Origin of the sequence: Sediminicoccus sp. BL-A-41-H5 (genome assembly GCF_050632405.1) — a bacterium.
Taxonomy (GTDB): Bacteria; Pseudomonadota; Alphaproteobacteria; order Acetobacterales; family Acetobacteraceae; genus Roseococcus.
The window spans coordinates 242,322-258,174 of the sequence record NZ_CP192601.1 but is presented as its reverse complement, the minus strand read 5'-3'; the positions used below and the strand labels follow the sequence as shown (position 1 = coordinate 258,174).

Genomic DNA, 15,853 nt, shown 5'->3' with positions numbered 1-15,853 from the left:
CCACAGCATGCGCGCTGCGCGGCGGTCTTCGGCGGGCCGGCCACCAACCGGCCCGTGTAAAGTTTGGCGTGTCGGACAAATCTACGCCGAAATCAACCGTCCTACGCCGCAATCAACGGAAGTGGCGGCGCGCTTGTGGTCGCGCCGGGCCTCGGCCATAACCCGGCGCGATGGAATCGGCAGACAGAGCTGAAAGGTGCGCCCGGCCGCGGCTTCCGGCACAGGCCATGCCTGTCGCGGCCGCGCCGGCCGCGGTGGGCCCTCGCTCCGGCGGGTCCACGCGCCCGCAGCACCCGAACGTGCGCCGATGACGGCTGGTCCCTTGCGGGGCGCGCTGCGCAGGCTCGCCGGCGGCCTGCTGCGGCGGGGCCGACGCCTTGCGGCCCACTTCGTCCGGCGCCTGCTGGGCCGGGGCAGCGGCGCCAACCCCTTCGTGGCCGGCGCGGGCGCGGAGGAGGATGGCCGGTACAGCGACCCGGCCTTCTTCCAAGCCATCGCTTCCGAACGCCTGCTGAAGCCCGAGACGGGCCACCGCCCCCGCCCGGCCTTCGACCCCGCAACGGCGCCGCGCGTCAGCGTGGTCATCGTCTCGTTCAACTATGGGCGGTTCCTGGGCGCGGCCGTCGAATCCGTGCTGGCGCAGACCTTCCAGGACATCGAGGTGATCGTGGTCGAGGGCGGCTCCACCGATTCCGCATCGCGCGAGGCGGCGCGGGCGCTGGAGGGCGGGCGGGTGCGGGTCCTCTTCCAGGATTCGCCGCGCCCGGCCGGCGCCAACCGCAATTTCGGCATCAGCCAGGCGCGCGGCGCCCTCATCTGCTGCCTCGATGCGGATGACACGCTCGCGCCCACCTATCTCGAGCACGCGGTCTATCTGCTGGACCGCCAGGGCTATGACGTCGTCTCCTGCGGGCTTCGCATGGTGGGCGAGGACAAGGGCGACTACTTCCCGATGGAACGCCCCGAGCTGGCCGACCTGCTGAAGGACAACCAGGTGCTGACCTGCGCGGTGTTCCGCCGCGCCCTCTGGGAGGCGAGCGGCGGCTTCCGCGACATCGAGCGCGACGTGATCGGCCATGTGCACGAGGATTGGCTGTTCTGGGTGCGCCTCGCGGCGCTGGGCGCGCGCATCCGCAACCTGCCGCGCGCGCCCTATCTCCGCTATCGCGTCCATGCGAGCAGCCTGAGCAAGGCGAAGGACGTGCTGCCCGCCTGGCAGCAGCGCATCCTGGTGCAGCGCGCGAACATGGACATCCTCTGGCCGCTGGCCACGACGCGCGGCCTCTCGCACTCGGCCCATGCGGGCCGGGGCACGCCGCAGCGCCGGCGCGCGCTCGCCGGCCCCGCCGGCCCGCGGCCACCGACGCTGCTGCTCGCCCTGCCCTGGCTGGTGCTCGGCGGGGCGGAGCGGCTGCTCAGCGCGGTGGTCGGGCACCTGACCGCCGCGGGCTGGCGGGTCGTCATCGTCACCACCCTGACGCCGGACCCGGCGCTGGGCGACAGCACGCCATGGTTCGCCGCCCACACGCGCGAGATCTTCGAACTGCCCTGCGCCGTGCCGCCCGAATTCCAGGACGACTTCCTGCTGCACCTGGTCGAGACCCGCGCGCCCGACATCGTCTGGATCGTGGGCAGCGCGGCGATGTACGAGATGCTGCCGCGCCTCAGGCTCGCGCAGCCGGCGCTGCGCGTGGCGGACCTGCTGTTCAACACGGTCGGCCATGTCGCCAACAACACGCGGCGCCGCCGGCTGATCGACCTCAACCTCGTGGAAAGCCAGGCGGTGCTGGACCACCTGCTCGAGACCGGCGAGACGCGGCAGCGCATCCGCCTCGTCGAGAGCGGGGTGGATCTGGAGGCGCTGCGCCCGGGCGGCGCGCGCGACGCGTTCCGCCGGCAGATGAACGCGGGCGCGGGGCACCTCCTTGTCGGCTTCATGGGGCGCTGGTCGGAGGAGAAGAATCCGCTGGGCTTCATCGAGATCGCGCGCCGGGTGGACGCGGCCCTGCCCGTCACCTTCGTGATGACCGGCACCGGGCCGCTGCGCCCTGAGATCGAGGCCGCCATCGCCCAGGCGGGCTTCGCCCCCGGCCGCTTCCACCTGCTGGGCGAGGTGGCGGAGGTGGCGCCCGTCCTGAGCGCGCTCGACCTCCTCATCCTGCCCTCGCGCCTCGATGGCCGGCCCACGGTGGTGATGGAGGCCGCCGCCATGGGCGTGCCCGTCCTCGCCTCACGCGTCGGTGGCCTGCCCGACCTCGTGACGGAGGGCGAGACCGGCTGGCTCCATGACGCGGAGGACCTGGCGGGCTTCGCCGCCCGCATCGCGAAGGCGGCGCGCGACCCGGCGGCGCTCGACCGCATGCGCGCGGCGGCGCGGCGCCTGGCCGAGGCCCGCTTCGACCGCCGCGCCATGCTGGCGGGCTACGAGGCCGCCCTGGCCGAACTCCTCCCTCCCTCGCGGCACCCCGGGGCGGCACGTCATGGATAGGCTGAAGATCGCGGAACTGCTGGTGGACCCGGACTGGTACCGGGCCCGGCATGGCGGGGCCGCGGTGGGCGACCCCGTGCTGCACTTCTCCGGACGCGGGATGGATGAGGGGCTCGACCCCAACCCGATGTTCGACACCGCCTGGTACCGCGCGACCCATGGCGCGGCGATGGCCCCGGGCATGAGCGCGCCCGAGGATTTCTGCCGCAACGCGCTGACCGCCCTGCGCGATCCGGGGCCGCTGTTCGACATGGCCTGGTATTGCCGCACCTACCCCGACATCGTGGCCGCAGGCGTGAACCCGCTGCACCACTACCTGCATTTCGGCCGGCCCGAGCGGCGGGACCCCTCGCCGCTCTTCCACAACAAGTGGTACTTCGCCGCCTATCCCTTCGCGGAATCGCCGGGGATGGACGCGCCCACCCATTTCATGAACCACGGCGCGGCCCTCGGCCTCTCGCCCTCGCCCTTCTTCGACGTCGCCTGGTACGTCGCGCAATATCCCGAGGTGGCGGCGCGCGGGATGAATCCCCTGCTCCACTACATCCTGGAGGGCGAGGCGAAGGGCTTCCGGCCGACCCCAGGCTTCGACCCGCTGCGCCATGCGGCGCGCAACCGCCAGAGCCTGCCGGACGCGCGCGGCGCGCTCCGGCATTACGCCGCGCAGCGCGAGTTCCGCCACCAGGCCTATCTCCACGCGAAGGATGCCCCCCTGCGCTTCGTCCGCGGCGCCGTCGCCGCCGAGGCGCGGGCGATGATCGCGCTGGTGCGCGACATCGAGGCCGACCTGGCCGACCTGCCGTCGGCGCTGGAGCAGCTGCCCGCCGTCTCCCTCGCGCTTGGCCCGGCCGAACTGGCCTGGCGCTCGCTCTTCCTCTCGCTCGACACCGTGCCACGCCGCATCCTGCTGGCCGGGCGGCTGGACGACGTGCCGGAGCTGGCCGACCTGCCCGACGACCCGACGCTGCTGGTGCTGGAGACGGATGGGGACGAGGTTTCGGTGGGGCGCCACCTGCCGCGCTCCGTCGCCTCGCGTTCACTCCCGGCCATCAGCCCGGGGCTGGAGGGGAGCGCGCGCGTGCGCGTGGTCACCGCCCTGCTCAACGCCTTCCGGCCCCCGGCCATCATGGCCTGGGGCAGCCATGCGGGGGGTGAGGCGATCGCCCGGCACGGTGGCAATTTCCGGGTGGATGCCCGCCTCTTCATCGCCTGGACCGACAGCCCGATGGGCGAGGCGGCCGACCTGATCAGGCGCCATTTCCGGCGCTGCCTGCCCTTCCTCACCCTCAGCTACGCCCCCGACCTCGCCGCCCTCAACCGCCTGGCCGACGGCTTCGGCCTGCCCGAGGCCGCGCGCGCGCCGTTCCGCCCGCTCGAAGCCTGGCGGGCGGCGGAGGGTTTCCTCGGCGCGGAGCCGCCCGCCCCATGACCGACATCTCCGCCATCCTGAACGTCCATCGCGAGGGCGTGCTGGCCCAGTCCTCGCTGCTGAGCATGGGCCAGGCGGCCGAGCAGGCGCGCGCGGCCGGCCTCGCGGTGGAGATCATCGCCATGGCCGACTGCACGGACCAGACCACGCTCGACGTGCTGGCGCGCCACCCCGGCGTGCGCGTGGTGCAGACCGAGGTGAACGACCTCGGCCTCGCCCGCAACGAGGGCGTGCGCGAGGCGCGCGGCCGCTACCTCACCTTCCTGGACGGGGATGACCTCTGGGGTCCGGGTTGGCTGCTGCGCGCCCATGCGGCGGCGAGCCAGGCGGCCGAGCCCGCCGTCTGGCACCCCGAGGCGAGCCTGCTCTTCGGCCAGGATGTGGCGCCGAGCTGGCTGCCGCACCCGGATGGCGAAAGTGCCGAGGGCGATTGGGTCGTGCTCGGCCTGCGCAACCACTGGACCTCGCCGAGCTTCGCCGAGCGCTCCGTCTATGAGCGCGTGCCCTATCGCCGGACCAACATCGACAAGCAGTTCGGCTATGAGGACTGGAACTGGAACTGCGAGACGACGGCGGCGGGGTTCATCCACCGTGTCGTGCCGGATACGGCGCATCTGATCCGCGTGCGCGCGGATTCCATGGTGCGGCGGACCATCGGCACCCAGTCCCTGATGACGCCCTCCAGCCTCTTCCGCTCGCGCATCGGCTGGCTGCGGCCGGAGGGCGCCGCGTAGCTCAGCCCAGCAGCAGCGCGGCGACCCGCTCCGCATCGGGCGGCGCCAGGCGATAGCCCCAGGAGCGCAGCAGCGCGGCCGAGCCCCAGTGGCGGATCATGTCGGAATTGCCGGCGCGGCCCGGCGCCTCCTGGATCTCGACCGGGCGGCCGGACGCGCGCACCAGCGCGGCGGTGAGGTCGGCGAGGCTGGTGGGCTGGCCGGAGCAGATATTGACCACGCGCCCCTCCGCGCGCGGATCACGCAGCAGGTCCAGCAGCAGGGCGGCGGCGGGGGCGGCCTCCACGAAGTCGCGCTCGCGCGCCAGCGGCCCGGTGCGGAGCACGCCGCCCGAGGCCGGCATGGCGCGGATCTGCGCGGCGAAGGCGCCGAGTGCCAGGTGCCCCGGCATGGCGCCGCCGATGACGTTGAAGAGCCGCGCGACCACGACCGGCAGGTCCGAAGCGGCGGCGAGGCCATGCAGCGTCTGCGCGAGCTTGGTGATGCCATAGACCGAGACGGGCCGGCAGGCGGCGTCCTCGGCCACCGGCAATTGCGCCTCCTCCATCGGGCCGTATTCGGCGGCGCTGCCGGCGAGCAGGATGCGCGGCGGCGCGGGCAGGCGGCGCGCGGCGGCCAGCAGGCGCGCGGCGAAGAGGACATTGACGCGATAGGCCTCCTCCAGCGGCTCGGCGGCGGCGGTGCCGGCGAGGTGGAAGATCAGGCCCGGCTGCGCCTCGCGCAGGACGGTGCCGATGGCGGCCTCATCGCCAAGGTCGGGGATGCGCCAGGCGCGGCCGGGGAGGCTGGCCGCCGGGTCGCCGCGCCCAAGCGTCACGGCCTCGATCCCACGGGCGGCGAGTTCGGCCAGCACATGCCGGCCGACGAAACCCCCCGCCCCCGTGACCAGCGCCTTCACGTTCCGTCAGGCAGGAAGCGGCCGCGATCCGTGTCGAACAGGGCCTGGGCCTGGGCGTAGTCATCGGGCCGGCCGATATCGAGCCAGAAGCATTCGGGCGCGTGGCAGAGGACGCTCCGCCCCCCGGCCACCAGGGCGCGCATCAGGTCGGGCATGTCCAGCCGCTCGCCGGGGGTCACATGCGGCAGCACCGCGTCGCGCTGGAGCACATAGAGGCCCATGCTGACGAGATGCGTCTGCACGGGCTTCTCCAGGTAGCCCGTCATCCGCATGGCATCATCGGTCTCGAGCACGCCGAATTCCGACTTCATCTCGCGCCGGAAGCTCGCGATGGTGGCGTCCGCCCCGCCCGCGCGATGGGCGGCCAGCATGGTGGCGAAATCGAGCGTGGTCAGCAGATCGCCGTTGCTGACGAAGAAGGTCTCCTGCAGCTGGTCCCGCACCAGGCCGATGGGGCCGGCGGTTCCGAGCGGCGAATCCTCCAGGCTGTAGGAGATCTTCATGCCGAGCCGCTCGCCCTCGCCGAAGAAGGCGCGCAGCAGGTGATGCAGGTGGTTGACGGCCAGGATCACCTCGGTGACGCCAGCCGCCTTGAACTGGCGGAGCAGCAATTCGAGGATCGGCATGTCGCCGATCGGCACCAGCGGCTTCGGGAAGGTGGCGGTATAGGGGCCGAGGCGCGTGCCGCGGCCGCCCGCCATCACCAGGACCTGCATCGTCGTCTCCCCTGCGCCCTGCTTCAGACCGTGTAGGTGTTGGTGCGGTAGAGGTGGCGATGGGCGCCCACGAACTCGATGGTCTGGCTCAGGCCGTCATCGAGCGAGACCTGAGGCGACCAGCCCATCAGGCGCTTCGCCTTGCTGTTGTCGGAGACGAGCTTGCCCACCTCGCTCTGCGCCGGGCGCATGCGCGCGGCCTCCTGCACGATGGGCTTTTCCATGCCCATCAGCTTCAGGATGCGGGCCGCGAAATCGCCGATGGAATAGGTGGCGCCGGTGCCGAGGTTGATCGTCTCGCCCGAGATGCCCGGCGTGGTGGCCGCCGCGAGGTAGCCCGCCACCGTGTCCGAGACGAAGGTCATGTCGCGCAGCGGATCGAGCGAGCCCAGGCGGATCTCGTCGCGCGTGAAGGCCTGGGAGATGATGGTGGGGATGAAGGCGCGGGCCGACTGGCGGGGGCCGAAGGTGTTGAAGGGGCGCAGCGTCACCACCTCGGTCTCGAAGCTGCGCCAGTAGCTCTCGGCGATCTTGTCGGCGCCGATCTTGCTGGCCGAATAGGGCGACTGGCCCTGCAGCGGGTGCTCCTCGTCAATCGGTTCGCGCAGCGCGGTGCCATAGACCTCGGAGGTGCTGGTGTGGATGACGCGGCCGACGCCGAGCTGGCGCGCCGCCTCCAGCACGTTCAGCGTGCCCTCGACATTGGCGCGAACATAGCTGCGGGGTGCGACATAAGAATAGGGAATGGCGATCAGCGCGGCCAGGTGGAAGACCACATCCATGCCCTTGCAGGCGCGGGCGACGTAGTCGCTGTCCTCGATGTTGCCCAGCGTCACGCGCAGCTCCGGCTTCACCTCGGGAGCCGCGAGGTCCAGGTTCCCCCAGCTGGAGAGGGCGTTGTAATGGACCATGGCGTGCACTTCCGCACCCTCGCGCACCAGGCGCTCCGCCAGGTGGCTGCCGATGAAGCCGCCGGCACCGGTGACCAGCACGCGCTTTCCACGCAGATTCGTGGCGGCGGGCGCGGGCGCGGGCGAGGCTGAGTGACTCACGTGTATCTCCGGGGACAAAATGTGACGGCGCTTTAGCGCGAAGCCGCCGCAAGGCCAACCGGCGATGGTGGCACGTAACCTTCCCATACCGACAATCCGTGACGCGGGGCTTTTCCGCCTGCTAGCCTCACGCGATGCAGCAAAGCCCCCCGCCCTTGGTGATCTGCCTCGGCAATGTCGTGGCGGACCATGTGTTCCGGGTGGATGACGTGCCGCAGCCGCCGGCCAAGGCGCAGGCGCGGGGCTACAAGCTCGCGATCGGCGGCATGGCGGCCAATGCGGCCATCGCCGTCGCGCGCCTCGGCGGCCGGGCGGCCTTCTGGGGACGCGTGGGCGATGACCCGAATGCGGAGCTGCTCACCAGCGGGCTCAGCGCGGAAGGCATCGACCTCACCGGCCTGCACGTCTTTCCCGGCGCGCGCAGCCCTGTCTCGGCCGTGCTGGTGGACCGCTTCGGCGAGCGCGCCATCCTGGGCTTTCGCGGCGAGGCGCTGGGGACGGACCCGTCCTGGCTGCCGCTGGAGATGATGGGGCAGGCCCGCGCCTTCCTCTGCGACCCGCGCTGGCCGGAGGGGGCGGCGGCCGCGCTCGCCGCGGCCGAAGCCGCCGACATCCCGACCGTGCTGGATGGCGAGCGCAGCGAGACGCGCCTGCTGCTCGATCTCGTCCCCCGCGTCCGCTACGCCATCTTCTCAGCGACGGGGCTGAACAACTACGCGCCCGGCCAGCGCATCCCCGAGGCGCTGCGGCGCGCGACCTCCGAGGGCGTCACGCGCATGGCGGCCGTGACGCGGGGCGAGGACAGCACGCTCTGGCTGATGCGCGGCGAGACGCGGCCGCGCGAGATGAAGGCCTTCCGCATCGAGGCGCGGGACACGACGGGCGCGGGCGATGTCTTCCACGGCGCCTTCGCGCTCGCCATGGCCGAGGGGATGACGGTCGAGGATGGGCTGCGGCTGGCCAGCGCGTCCGGCGCGCTCCGGGCGCGGGATGGCGCGACCGCCCGCCGGGCGGAGGTGGAGCACTTCATGGCGGAATATCCCGCGGGCTGAGATGTCCGCTTCCGGCGGGCGCGCCATCCGTGCCACAATTCATGCCTGCCCACGGAACCAGGACCGCGACCCACGTGAACGACGCCAACGCCGCCCCGCTTCCCGCCGAAGACCTCACGACGCCCCGCCCCGACGGGCAGGCGATGCGCGACGCCATCCTGCGCAAGCTGACCTACGATCTCGGCAAGAGCCGGGCCGGCGCGCTCGACCGCGACTGGTTCATGGCAACCGCGCTCGCCGTGCGGGACCGTGTGGTCGAGCCGTGGCTGAACGACATGCGGGCGACCTACAACACGGGGCAGAAGCAGGTCTATTACCTCTCGCTCGAATTCCTCATCGGCCGGCTGCTGCGTGACAACATCACGAATTTCGGCCTGATGGCGGAGGTGCGGGCCGCACTCGCCTCGCTCGACGTGGATGCCTTCAAGGTCGCCGCCTGCGAGCCGGATGCGGCACTCGGCAATGGTGGCCTCGGCCGGCTCGCCGCCTGCTTCATGGACAGCCTGGCGAGCCTCTCCATCCCGGCCTTCGGCTATGGCATCCGCTATGATCACGGCCTGTTCCGGCAGGTCATCCGCCAGGGCTGGCAGGAGGAATATCCGGAGGATTGGCTGCAGTTCCAGAACCCCTGGGAATTCGCCCGGCCCGAGATCTCGCACAGCATCGGCTTCGGCGGCACGGTCGAGGAGGTGAATGGCGAGGATGGCGAGCCGCATCACGTCTGGAAGCCGGCCGAGACGGTCCTCGCGGTGGCTTACGACACGCCCATCGTGGGCTGGCGCGGCAAGCATGTGAACACGCTGCGCCTGTGGTCGGCGCGTGCCGCGGACCCTCTGAAGATCGACGTCTTCAACCGCGGGGACCATATCGGGGCGCTGTCGGAGCGCGTGCGCGCGGAGGCCATCTCGCGCTTCCTCTATCCCTCGGATGACAGCCCGGAGGGGCAGGAATTGCGCCTCCGGCAGGAGTTCTTCTTCAGCTCGGCCGCGCTGCAGGACCTGATCCGGCGGCATCTGCGCGTCTATGGCGGCATCGAGAGCCTGCCCGAGCGCGTGGCGATCCAGCTCAACGACACGCACCCCGCCATCGCGGTGGCGGAGCTGATGCGCATCCTGCTCGATGACCACAGGCTGCCCTGGGGCGAGGCCTGGCGCGTGACGCAGGGCACCATCGCCTACACCAACCACACGCTGCTGCCCGAGGCGCTGGAGACCTGGCCCGTCTCGCTGATGGAGCGGCTGCTGCCGCGCCACATGCAGATCATCTACATGATCAACGCCTTCCACCTGGATTATGTGGCGGCCGCGCATCCCGGCGATCTCGGCCTGCTCGCCTCCGTCTCGCTGATCGAGGAACATCACGGGCGGAAGGTGCGGATGGGCAACCTCGCCTTCATCGGCTCGCACAAGGTGAACGGTGTGTCGGCGCTGCATTCGGACCTGTTGAAGAAGACGGTCTTCCACGACCTCAACATGCTCTATCCCGGGCGCATCACGAACAAGACGAACGGCATCACCTTCCGGCGCTGGCTGCAGCAGTGCAACCCCTGCCTGACCGAGCTGCTGACCGAGACGATCGGTGGCGAGTTCCTCGACCGGCCGGAGGCGCTGACGGCGCTCAAGCCCCTCGCCTCCGATGCCGGCTTCCAGGGGCGCTTCGCCGAGGTGAAGCGCACGAACAAGGAGGCGCTGGCGAAGCTGATCCGCCAGCAGGTCGGCATCCGGGTGGACCCGGCCGCGTTGTTCGACGTGCAGATCAAGCGCATCCATGAATACAAGCGCCAGCTTCTCAACCTGCTGGAGACGGTGGCGCTCTACAACGAGATCCGCGCGCAGCCCCACAACAACTGGGCGCCGCGGGTGAAGATCTTCGCCGGCAAGGCGGCGGCGAGCTACCACCGCGCCAAGCTCATCATCAAGCTGGCGCATGACGTGGCGCGCACCATCAACCGCGACCCCACCATCCGGGACCGGCTGAAGGTTGTCTTCCTGCCCAACTACAATGTCTCGCTCGCGGAGGTGCTGGTCCCCGCCTGCGACCTCTCCGAGCAGATCTCGACGGCGGGGATGGAGGCGTCGGGCACGGGCAACATGAAGCTCGCGCTGAACGGGGCCCTCACCATCGGCACGCTGGATGGCGCCAATGTCGAGATCCTGGAGCATGTGGGGCCCGAGAACATCTTCATCTTCGGCCTGACGACGGAGCAGGTGGCGGCACGCCGGCGCGAGGGCTGGCGCGGGCAGGATTCCATCAATGCCTCGCCGCGCCTGCAGCAGGCGCTGGAATCCATCGCCTCGGGCGTCTTTTCCTCGGATGATCCGCATCGCTATGGGGAACTCGTGCACATGCTGCGCGAGCATGACCACTTCCTCGTCACCGCCGATTTCGACGCCTATTTCGACAAGCAGCGCGAGGTGGAGCGGCGCTGGGCGGACCAGGCGGCCTGGCAGAAATCCGCCATCCTCAACACGGCCCATATGGGCTGGTTCTCGTCCGATCGGACCATCGCGGAATACGCGCAGGAGATCTGGCGGGTGCCCGTGCCGGGATAGAACACATGCACGCCAGCGAAGGCGACGTCCTGGCATTGCTGGAGGGCCGGCATGCCGATCCCTTCGCGGTGCTGGGCCCCCATGCCGCGCGGGGCGGGCTGATGCTCCGCGTGCTGCGGCCGGGGGCGGCCAGCGTGGAGGCCAGCTTCACGGGGCTGACCCAGCGGCTGGAGCCGCGCCATCCCGATGGCTTCTTCGAGGGCTTCATCCCCGACGTGCGCATGGGCGAGGCCTATCGGCTGCGCATCACGGAGGGCGGCACCACAAGCGAGGCGCTGGACCCCTATGCCTTCGGGCCCGGCCTCGGCCCGCTGGATGACCACCTGCTGATCGAGGGCACGCATCATCGCCTGCATGACCGGCTGGGCGCGCATCTCGTCACGCATCAGGGTGTCGCCGGCGTGCGCTTCGCCGTCTGGGCGCCGCATGCGCGCCGCGTTTCGGTGGTGGGCGAGTTCAACCGCTGGGACGGGCGCTGGCACCCGATGCGGCGCCGCGTGGATTCCGGCCTCTGGGAGATCTTCCTGCCCGGCATCACCGAGGGCACGGCCTACAAATACGAGCTGCTCGGCGCCCACGGCGCGCTGCTGCCGCTGAAGGCCGACCCCTTCGGCTTCGCGGCCGAACTCCGGCCCGCCAATGCCAGCGTGGTCGCGCGCATCGACGACTTCACCTGGACCGATGAGGAATGGATGGCGGCGCGCGCGAAGCGCGACCCGGCGGCGGCGCCCATGTCCATCTACGAGGTCCACGCGCCCTCCTGGAAGCGCCACCCGGATGGCCGCTTCTGGAACTGGGACGAGCTGGCCGCCCACCTCATCCCCTATGTCGCGGATCTCGGCTTCACCCATATCGAGCTGATGCCGGTGATGGAGCACCCCTTCGACGGCTCCTGGGGCTACCAGCCGATCGGCATGCACGCCGTCACCGCGCGGCTCGGCCACCCCTCGGGCCTCGCGCGCTTCATCAATGCGGCGCATATGGCGGGGATCGGCGTGATCCTCGACTGGGTGCCGGCGCATTTCCCGGATGACGCGCATGGCCTCGCGCGCTTCGACGGCACCTGCCTCTACGAGCACCCCGATCCGCGGCGCGGCTGGCACCCGGACTGGCAGACGGCGATCTACGACTATGGCCGCAAGGAGGTGGAGGCCTTCCTGGCGTCGAACGCGCTCTTCTGGCTCGAGCGCTATCACGCGGACGGGCTGCGGGTGGATGCCGTCTCCTCCATGATCCACCTGGATTACTCGCGCGGGCCCGGCGAATGGGCGCCGAACGAGGATGGCGGCAATGACAACCGCGACGCCGTGGGCTTCCTCCACCGCACCAACGCCATGCTGGCCGAGCAGGCCCCAGGGGCCATGATCATCGCCGAGGAAGCCACGAACTGGAGCGGCGTCTCGGCGCCCGTGGCGAAGGGCGGGCTCGGCTTCGCCTTCAAGTGGAACATGGGCTGGATGAACGACACGCTGCGCTATGTGGCGAAGGACCCGCTCTTCCGCGCGCATCACCACCAGCTGATGAATTTCGGCCTGATGTATGCCTTCAACGAGCGCTTCATCCTGCCGCTCAGCCATGACGAGGTGGTGCACGGCAAGGGCACGATCGGCGGGCGCATGCCGGGCGACACCTGGCAGAAGCTGGCTGGCCTGCGCGCCTATTACGGCTTCATGTGGGGGCATCCGGGCAAGAAGCTGCTCTTCATGGGCCAGGAATTCGCGCCCTGGGCCGAATGGTCCGAGGCGCGGGAGCTCGACTGGTGGCTACTGGAACACGCGCCGCACCAGGGCGTGCAGACCTTCATCCGCGAGTTGAACCGCATGCACCGGGAGACCCCTGCCCTGCACGCGGCCGATGCCCGGCCGGAGGGCTTCTGCTGGATTGATGCGAATGACGCGGACCACTCGCTCTTCACCTGGCTGCGCTTCGACGGCGCGGGCGGGCCGCCGGTGGCCGTGCTGTGCAATTTCACGCCCATCCCGCGCGAGGCGGTGCTGATCGGATTGCCGCGGGCGGGCACCTGGCTTGAGGTGCTGAACAGCGACGCGGCGGATTTCGGCGGCTCGGGCCAGGGCAATCTTGGCCGAGTGGAGGCGGTGCCGGTGCCGGCCTTCGGGCAGCCCGCCTCGGCCCGCGTCTTCCTGCCGCCGCTCTGCACAATCCATCTGGCGCCCCAGGCATGGGAAATGCCAAAACCGACCACAGTCGCAACGACGTCCGGGACACCACATGTCTGATCGCGCGCAGAACGCCGCCCCCTTGGCCCGCACCGCCATGGCCTTCGTGCTGGCCGGCGGGCGCGGATCGCGGCTGATGGAGCTGACGGACCGGCGCGCCAAGCCCGCCGTGTTCTTCGGCGGCAAGTCGCGCATCGTGGATTTCGCGCTGTCCAACGCCATCAATTCCGGCATCCGCCGCGTCGCCGTCGCCACGCAGTACAAGGCGCACAGCCTGATCCGGCACCTGCAGCGCGGCTGGAATTTTCTCCGGCACGAACGCAACGAGAGCTTCGACATCCTCCCCGCGTCGCAGCGCGTGTCCGAGAACAACTGGTACATGGGCACCGCGGATGCCGTGTACCAGAACATCGACATCATCGAGGACCTGGCCCCGCGCCACATCGTGCTCCTGGCGGGCGACCACATCTACAAGATGGATTACGAGCGCATGCTGGCCCAGCATGTGGACCAGGGCGCCGATGTCACCGTCTCCTGCATGGCGGTCCCGCGCGAGGAGGCCAAGGGCTTCGGCGTCATGGCCGTGAACGCCGAGGCCTGGATCACGGATTTCGTGGAGAAGCCGGCCGACCCGCCCGGCATCCCGGACCGGCCGGAGCTCTCCCTGGCCTCCATGGGCATCTATGTCTTCGAGACCCGCTTCCTGATCGAGCAGCTGAAGCGCGACGCGGCGGACCCGGACTCCAGCCATGATTTCGGCAAGGACATCATCCCCTACATCGTGAAGCATGGCCGCGCGGCGGCGCATCGCTTCGAGCGCTCCTGCGTGCGTTCCAGCCAGGAATTCACGCCCTATTGGCGCGATGTCGGCACGGTGGACGCCTATTGGGAGGCCAATATCGACCTCACCGACATCGTCCCCCCGCTCGATCTCTTCGACCAGGAATGGCCCATCTGGACCTATGGCGAGGTCGTGCCCCCCGCCAAGTTCGTGCATGACGTGGAAGGCCGGCGGGGCGAAGCGATCTCCTCGCTCGTCTCGGGCGGCTGCATCATCTCGGGGGCGTCGGCGCGGCGTTCGCTGCTCTTCACCGGCGTGCATCTGCACTCCTATGCGCGGCTGGAAGGTGCCGTACTGCTGCCGCGCGTGGATGTCGGCCAGGGGGCGCGGCTCTCCAAGGTCGTGGTGGATCGCAATGTCCGCATCCCACCCGGCCTCGTCGTGGGCGAGGACCCGATCGAGGATGCGCGCCGCTTCCGCCGCACGGAGAAGGGCGTCTGCCTCATCACCCAGGCGATGCTCGACAAGCTCGCATGAAGGTCCTCGCCGTCGCTTCCGAGGGGTTTCCCTTCATCAAGACGGGCGGGCTCGCCGATGTGGTGGGCGCGCTGCCGGCGGCGCTCGCGCCCGAGGGGGTTTCCGTCACCACGCTGCTGCCGGGCTATCCGGCGGTGATGGCGGCCTTGGGCCCCGTGCAGCATGTGGAGCAACTGGCGGACCTCTTCGGCGCGCCCGCGCGGCTGGTGCGGGCCGAGGCCGCGGGGCGGGACATCCTGGCGCTCGACGCGCCGCATTTCTTCGCGCGCGCGGGCTCGCCCTACCTGGCGCCGGGCGGCATGGACTGGCCGGACAATGCGATCCGCTTCGCCGCCCTCGGCCGGGCCGCCGCGCATGCGGCCGATGCGATGGGCTTCGACGCGCTGCACGCGCATGACTGGCAGGCGGGCCTGGCGCCCGCCTATCTGCGCTTCGCGGAAAGCCGCGTGCCCACGCTCTTCACCATCCACAACCTCGCCTTCCAGGGTCAGTTCCGCGCCGATCTCTTCGGCCTGCTGGGCCTGCCCTCGGCGGCCTTCGCCACCGCCGGCCTCGAGTATTTCGGGCAGGTCGGCTACCTGAAATCGGGCCTCTGGTTCAGCGACCGCATCAGCACCGTCTCCCCCGGCTACGCGGCCGAGATCCGCACGCCCGCCTGGGGCATGGGCCTCGATGGCCTGCTGCGCGGGCGCGGCGCGGAAGTCAGCGGCATCCTGAACGGGCTCGACACGGAGGAGTGGAACCCGGCGACGGACCCGCATCTGCCGGCGCATTACGATGCCGGCACCATCGCGCGGCGCGCCATCAACAAGTCGGAATTGCAGGCGCGGATGGGCCTTGCCGTCGAGCCCGCGACGCCGCTCTTCTGCTTCGTGGGCCGCCTCGCCTGGCAGAAGGGGATGGACCTGATCCTGGAGGCGCTGCCGGCCATCCTGGACAATGGCGCGCAGCTTGCCATCCTCGGCAGCGGCGAGGCGGCGCTGGAGGAGCGCGTGCATGGCGCGACCGGCGCACAGCCCGGGCGCATCGGCAGCTTCATCGGCTTCGACGAGGGGCTGGCGCGGCTCTGCTATGGCGGCGCGGATGCGATCCTGATGCCGTCGCGCTTCGAGCCTTGCGGCCTCGGCCAGCTCTGCGCGCTGCGCTATGGCGCGCCGCCCATCGTGGCGCGGGTGGGCGGCCTCGCCGACACGGTGATCGACGCGAATGAGATGGCGGTCGCGGCCGGCACCGGCACGGGGCTGAACTTCGCCCCCGTGAGCCAGGAAATGCTGGCGGCCGGCATCACCCGCGCCATCGGCCTCTATCGCGAGGACGGCACATGGGCGCGCATCCAGGCCAATGCGATGGCGAGCGACGTCTCCTGGGCGCGCTCGGCCGGGCGCTATGCCGCGCTCTTCCGGGGCATGATCGCTGACCGCGCCCGCTGAACTGGGT

Annotated in this window: 11 protein-coding genes; 8 read left to right on the top strand and 3 right to left on the bottom strand. The window is 70.5% G+C overall.

Features of this window, described 5'->3' with window-relative positions; translation table 11 throughout:
• The first annotated feature begins 307 nt into the window (after window positions 1-307).
• The 3 genes from ACQ860_RS01255 to ACQ860_RS01245 are packed head-to-tail and all read left to right on the top strand — an operon-like array spanning window position 308 to window position 4,651.
• Window positions 308-2,488, top strand: a complete 2,181-nt coding sequence (locus ACQ860_RS01255) for a glycosyltransferase (RefSeq protein ID WP_431301593.1) — start codon at window positions 308-310, stop codon at window positions 2,486-2,488.
• Window positions 2,481-3,917, top strand: a complete 1,437-nt coding sequence (locus ACQ860_RS01250; protein ID WP_431301592.1) for a hypothetical protein — start codon at window positions 2,481-2,483, stop codon at window positions 3,915-3,917. The genes ACQ860_RS01255 and ACQ860_RS01250 overlap by 8 nt, the downstream gene beginning before the upstream one ends.
• Window positions 3,914-4,651 carry a glycosyltransferase family A protein gene (locus ACQ860_RS01245; protein ID WP_431301591.1) on the top strand — a complete coding sequence of 246 codons (738 nt, stop codon included), beginning with the start codon at window positions 3,914-3,916 and terminating at the stop codon, window positions 4,649-4,651. Before ACQ860_RS01250 ends, ACQ860_RS01245 begins: the two co-directional genes overlap by 4 nt.
• 1 nt (window position 4,652) lies before the next feature.
• On the opposite strand, the gene ACQ860_RS01240 is transcribed toward ACQ860_RS01245, so the two are convergent.
• The 3 genes from ACQ860_RS01240 to ACQ860_RS01230 are packed head-to-tail and all read right to left on the bottom strand — an operon-like array spanning window position 4,653 to window position 7,317.
• Entirely contained in the window at window positions 4,653-5,549 is an 897-nt protein-coding gene (locus ACQ860_RS01240) for an NAD-dependent epimerase/dehydratase family protein (protein ID WP_431301590.1), read from the bottom strand.
• Window positions 5,546-6,265, bottom strand: coding sequence for a sugar phosphate nucleotidyltransferase (locus ACQ860_RS01235; protein ID WP_431301589.1), 720 nt, complete (start codon window positions 6,263-6,265; stop codon window positions 5,546-5,548). Before ACQ860_RS01235 ends, ACQ860_RS01240 begins: the two co-directional genes overlap by 4 nt.
• A 23-nt stretch (window positions 6,266-6,288) precedes the next feature.
• Window positions 6,289-7,317, bottom strand: coding sequence for a GDP-mannose 4,6-dehydratase (locus ACQ860_RS01230; protein WP_431301588.1), 1,029 nt, complete (start codon window positions 7,315-7,317; stop codon window positions 6,289-6,291).
• A 134-nt stretch (window positions 7,318-7,451) separates the two neighbouring features.
• Here ACQ860_RS01230 and ACQ860_RS01225 point away from each other — a divergent pair, with 134 nt between their 5' ends.
• The 5 genes from ACQ860_RS01225 to glgA all read left to right on the top strand — a co-directional run bounded on the left by ACQ860_RS01225 (window position 7,452) and on the right by glgA (window position 15,846).
• Window positions 7,452-8,369 (top strand): PfkB family carbohydrate kinase, encoded by a 918-nt coding sequence (locus ACQ860_RS01225; protein WP_431301587.1) that lies wholly within the window; start codon window positions 7,452-7,454, stop codon window positions 8,367-8,369.
• A gap of 74 nt (window positions 8,370-8,443) precedes the next feature.
• Window positions 8,444-10,921 (top strand): glycogen/starch/alpha-glucan phosphorylase, encoded by a 2,478-nt coding sequence (locus ACQ860_RS01220; RefSeq protein WP_431301586.1) that lies wholly within the window; start codon window positions 8,444-8,446, stop codon window positions 10,919-10,921.
• A gap of 5 nt (window positions 10,922-10,926) precedes the next feature.
• Window positions 10,927-13,158 carry a 1,4-alpha-glucan branching protein GlgB gene (gene glgB, locus ACQ860_RS01215; protein WP_431301585.1) on the top strand — a complete coding sequence of 744 codons (2,232 nt, stop codon included), beginning with the start codon at window positions 10,927-10,929 and terminating at the stop codon, window positions 13,156-13,158.
• Window positions 13,151-14,416, top strand: a complete 1,266-nt coding sequence (gene glgC, locus ACQ860_RS01210; RefSeq protein ID WP_431301584.1) for a glucose-1-phosphate adenylyltransferase — start codon at window positions 13,151-13,153, stop codon at window positions 14,414-14,416. The genes glgB and glgC overlap by 8 nt, the downstream gene beginning before the upstream one ends.
• Window positions 14,413-15,846: a glycogen synthase GlgA gene (gene glgA, locus ACQ860_RS01205; protein WP_431301583.1), complete on the top strand. Its 1,434-nt coding sequence runs from the start codon at window positions 14,413-14,415 to the stop codon at window positions 15,844-15,846. The genes glgC and glgA overlap by 4 nt, the downstream gene beginning before the upstream one ends.
• The last annotated feature ends 7 nt before the right edge of the window (window positions 15,847-15,853 follow it).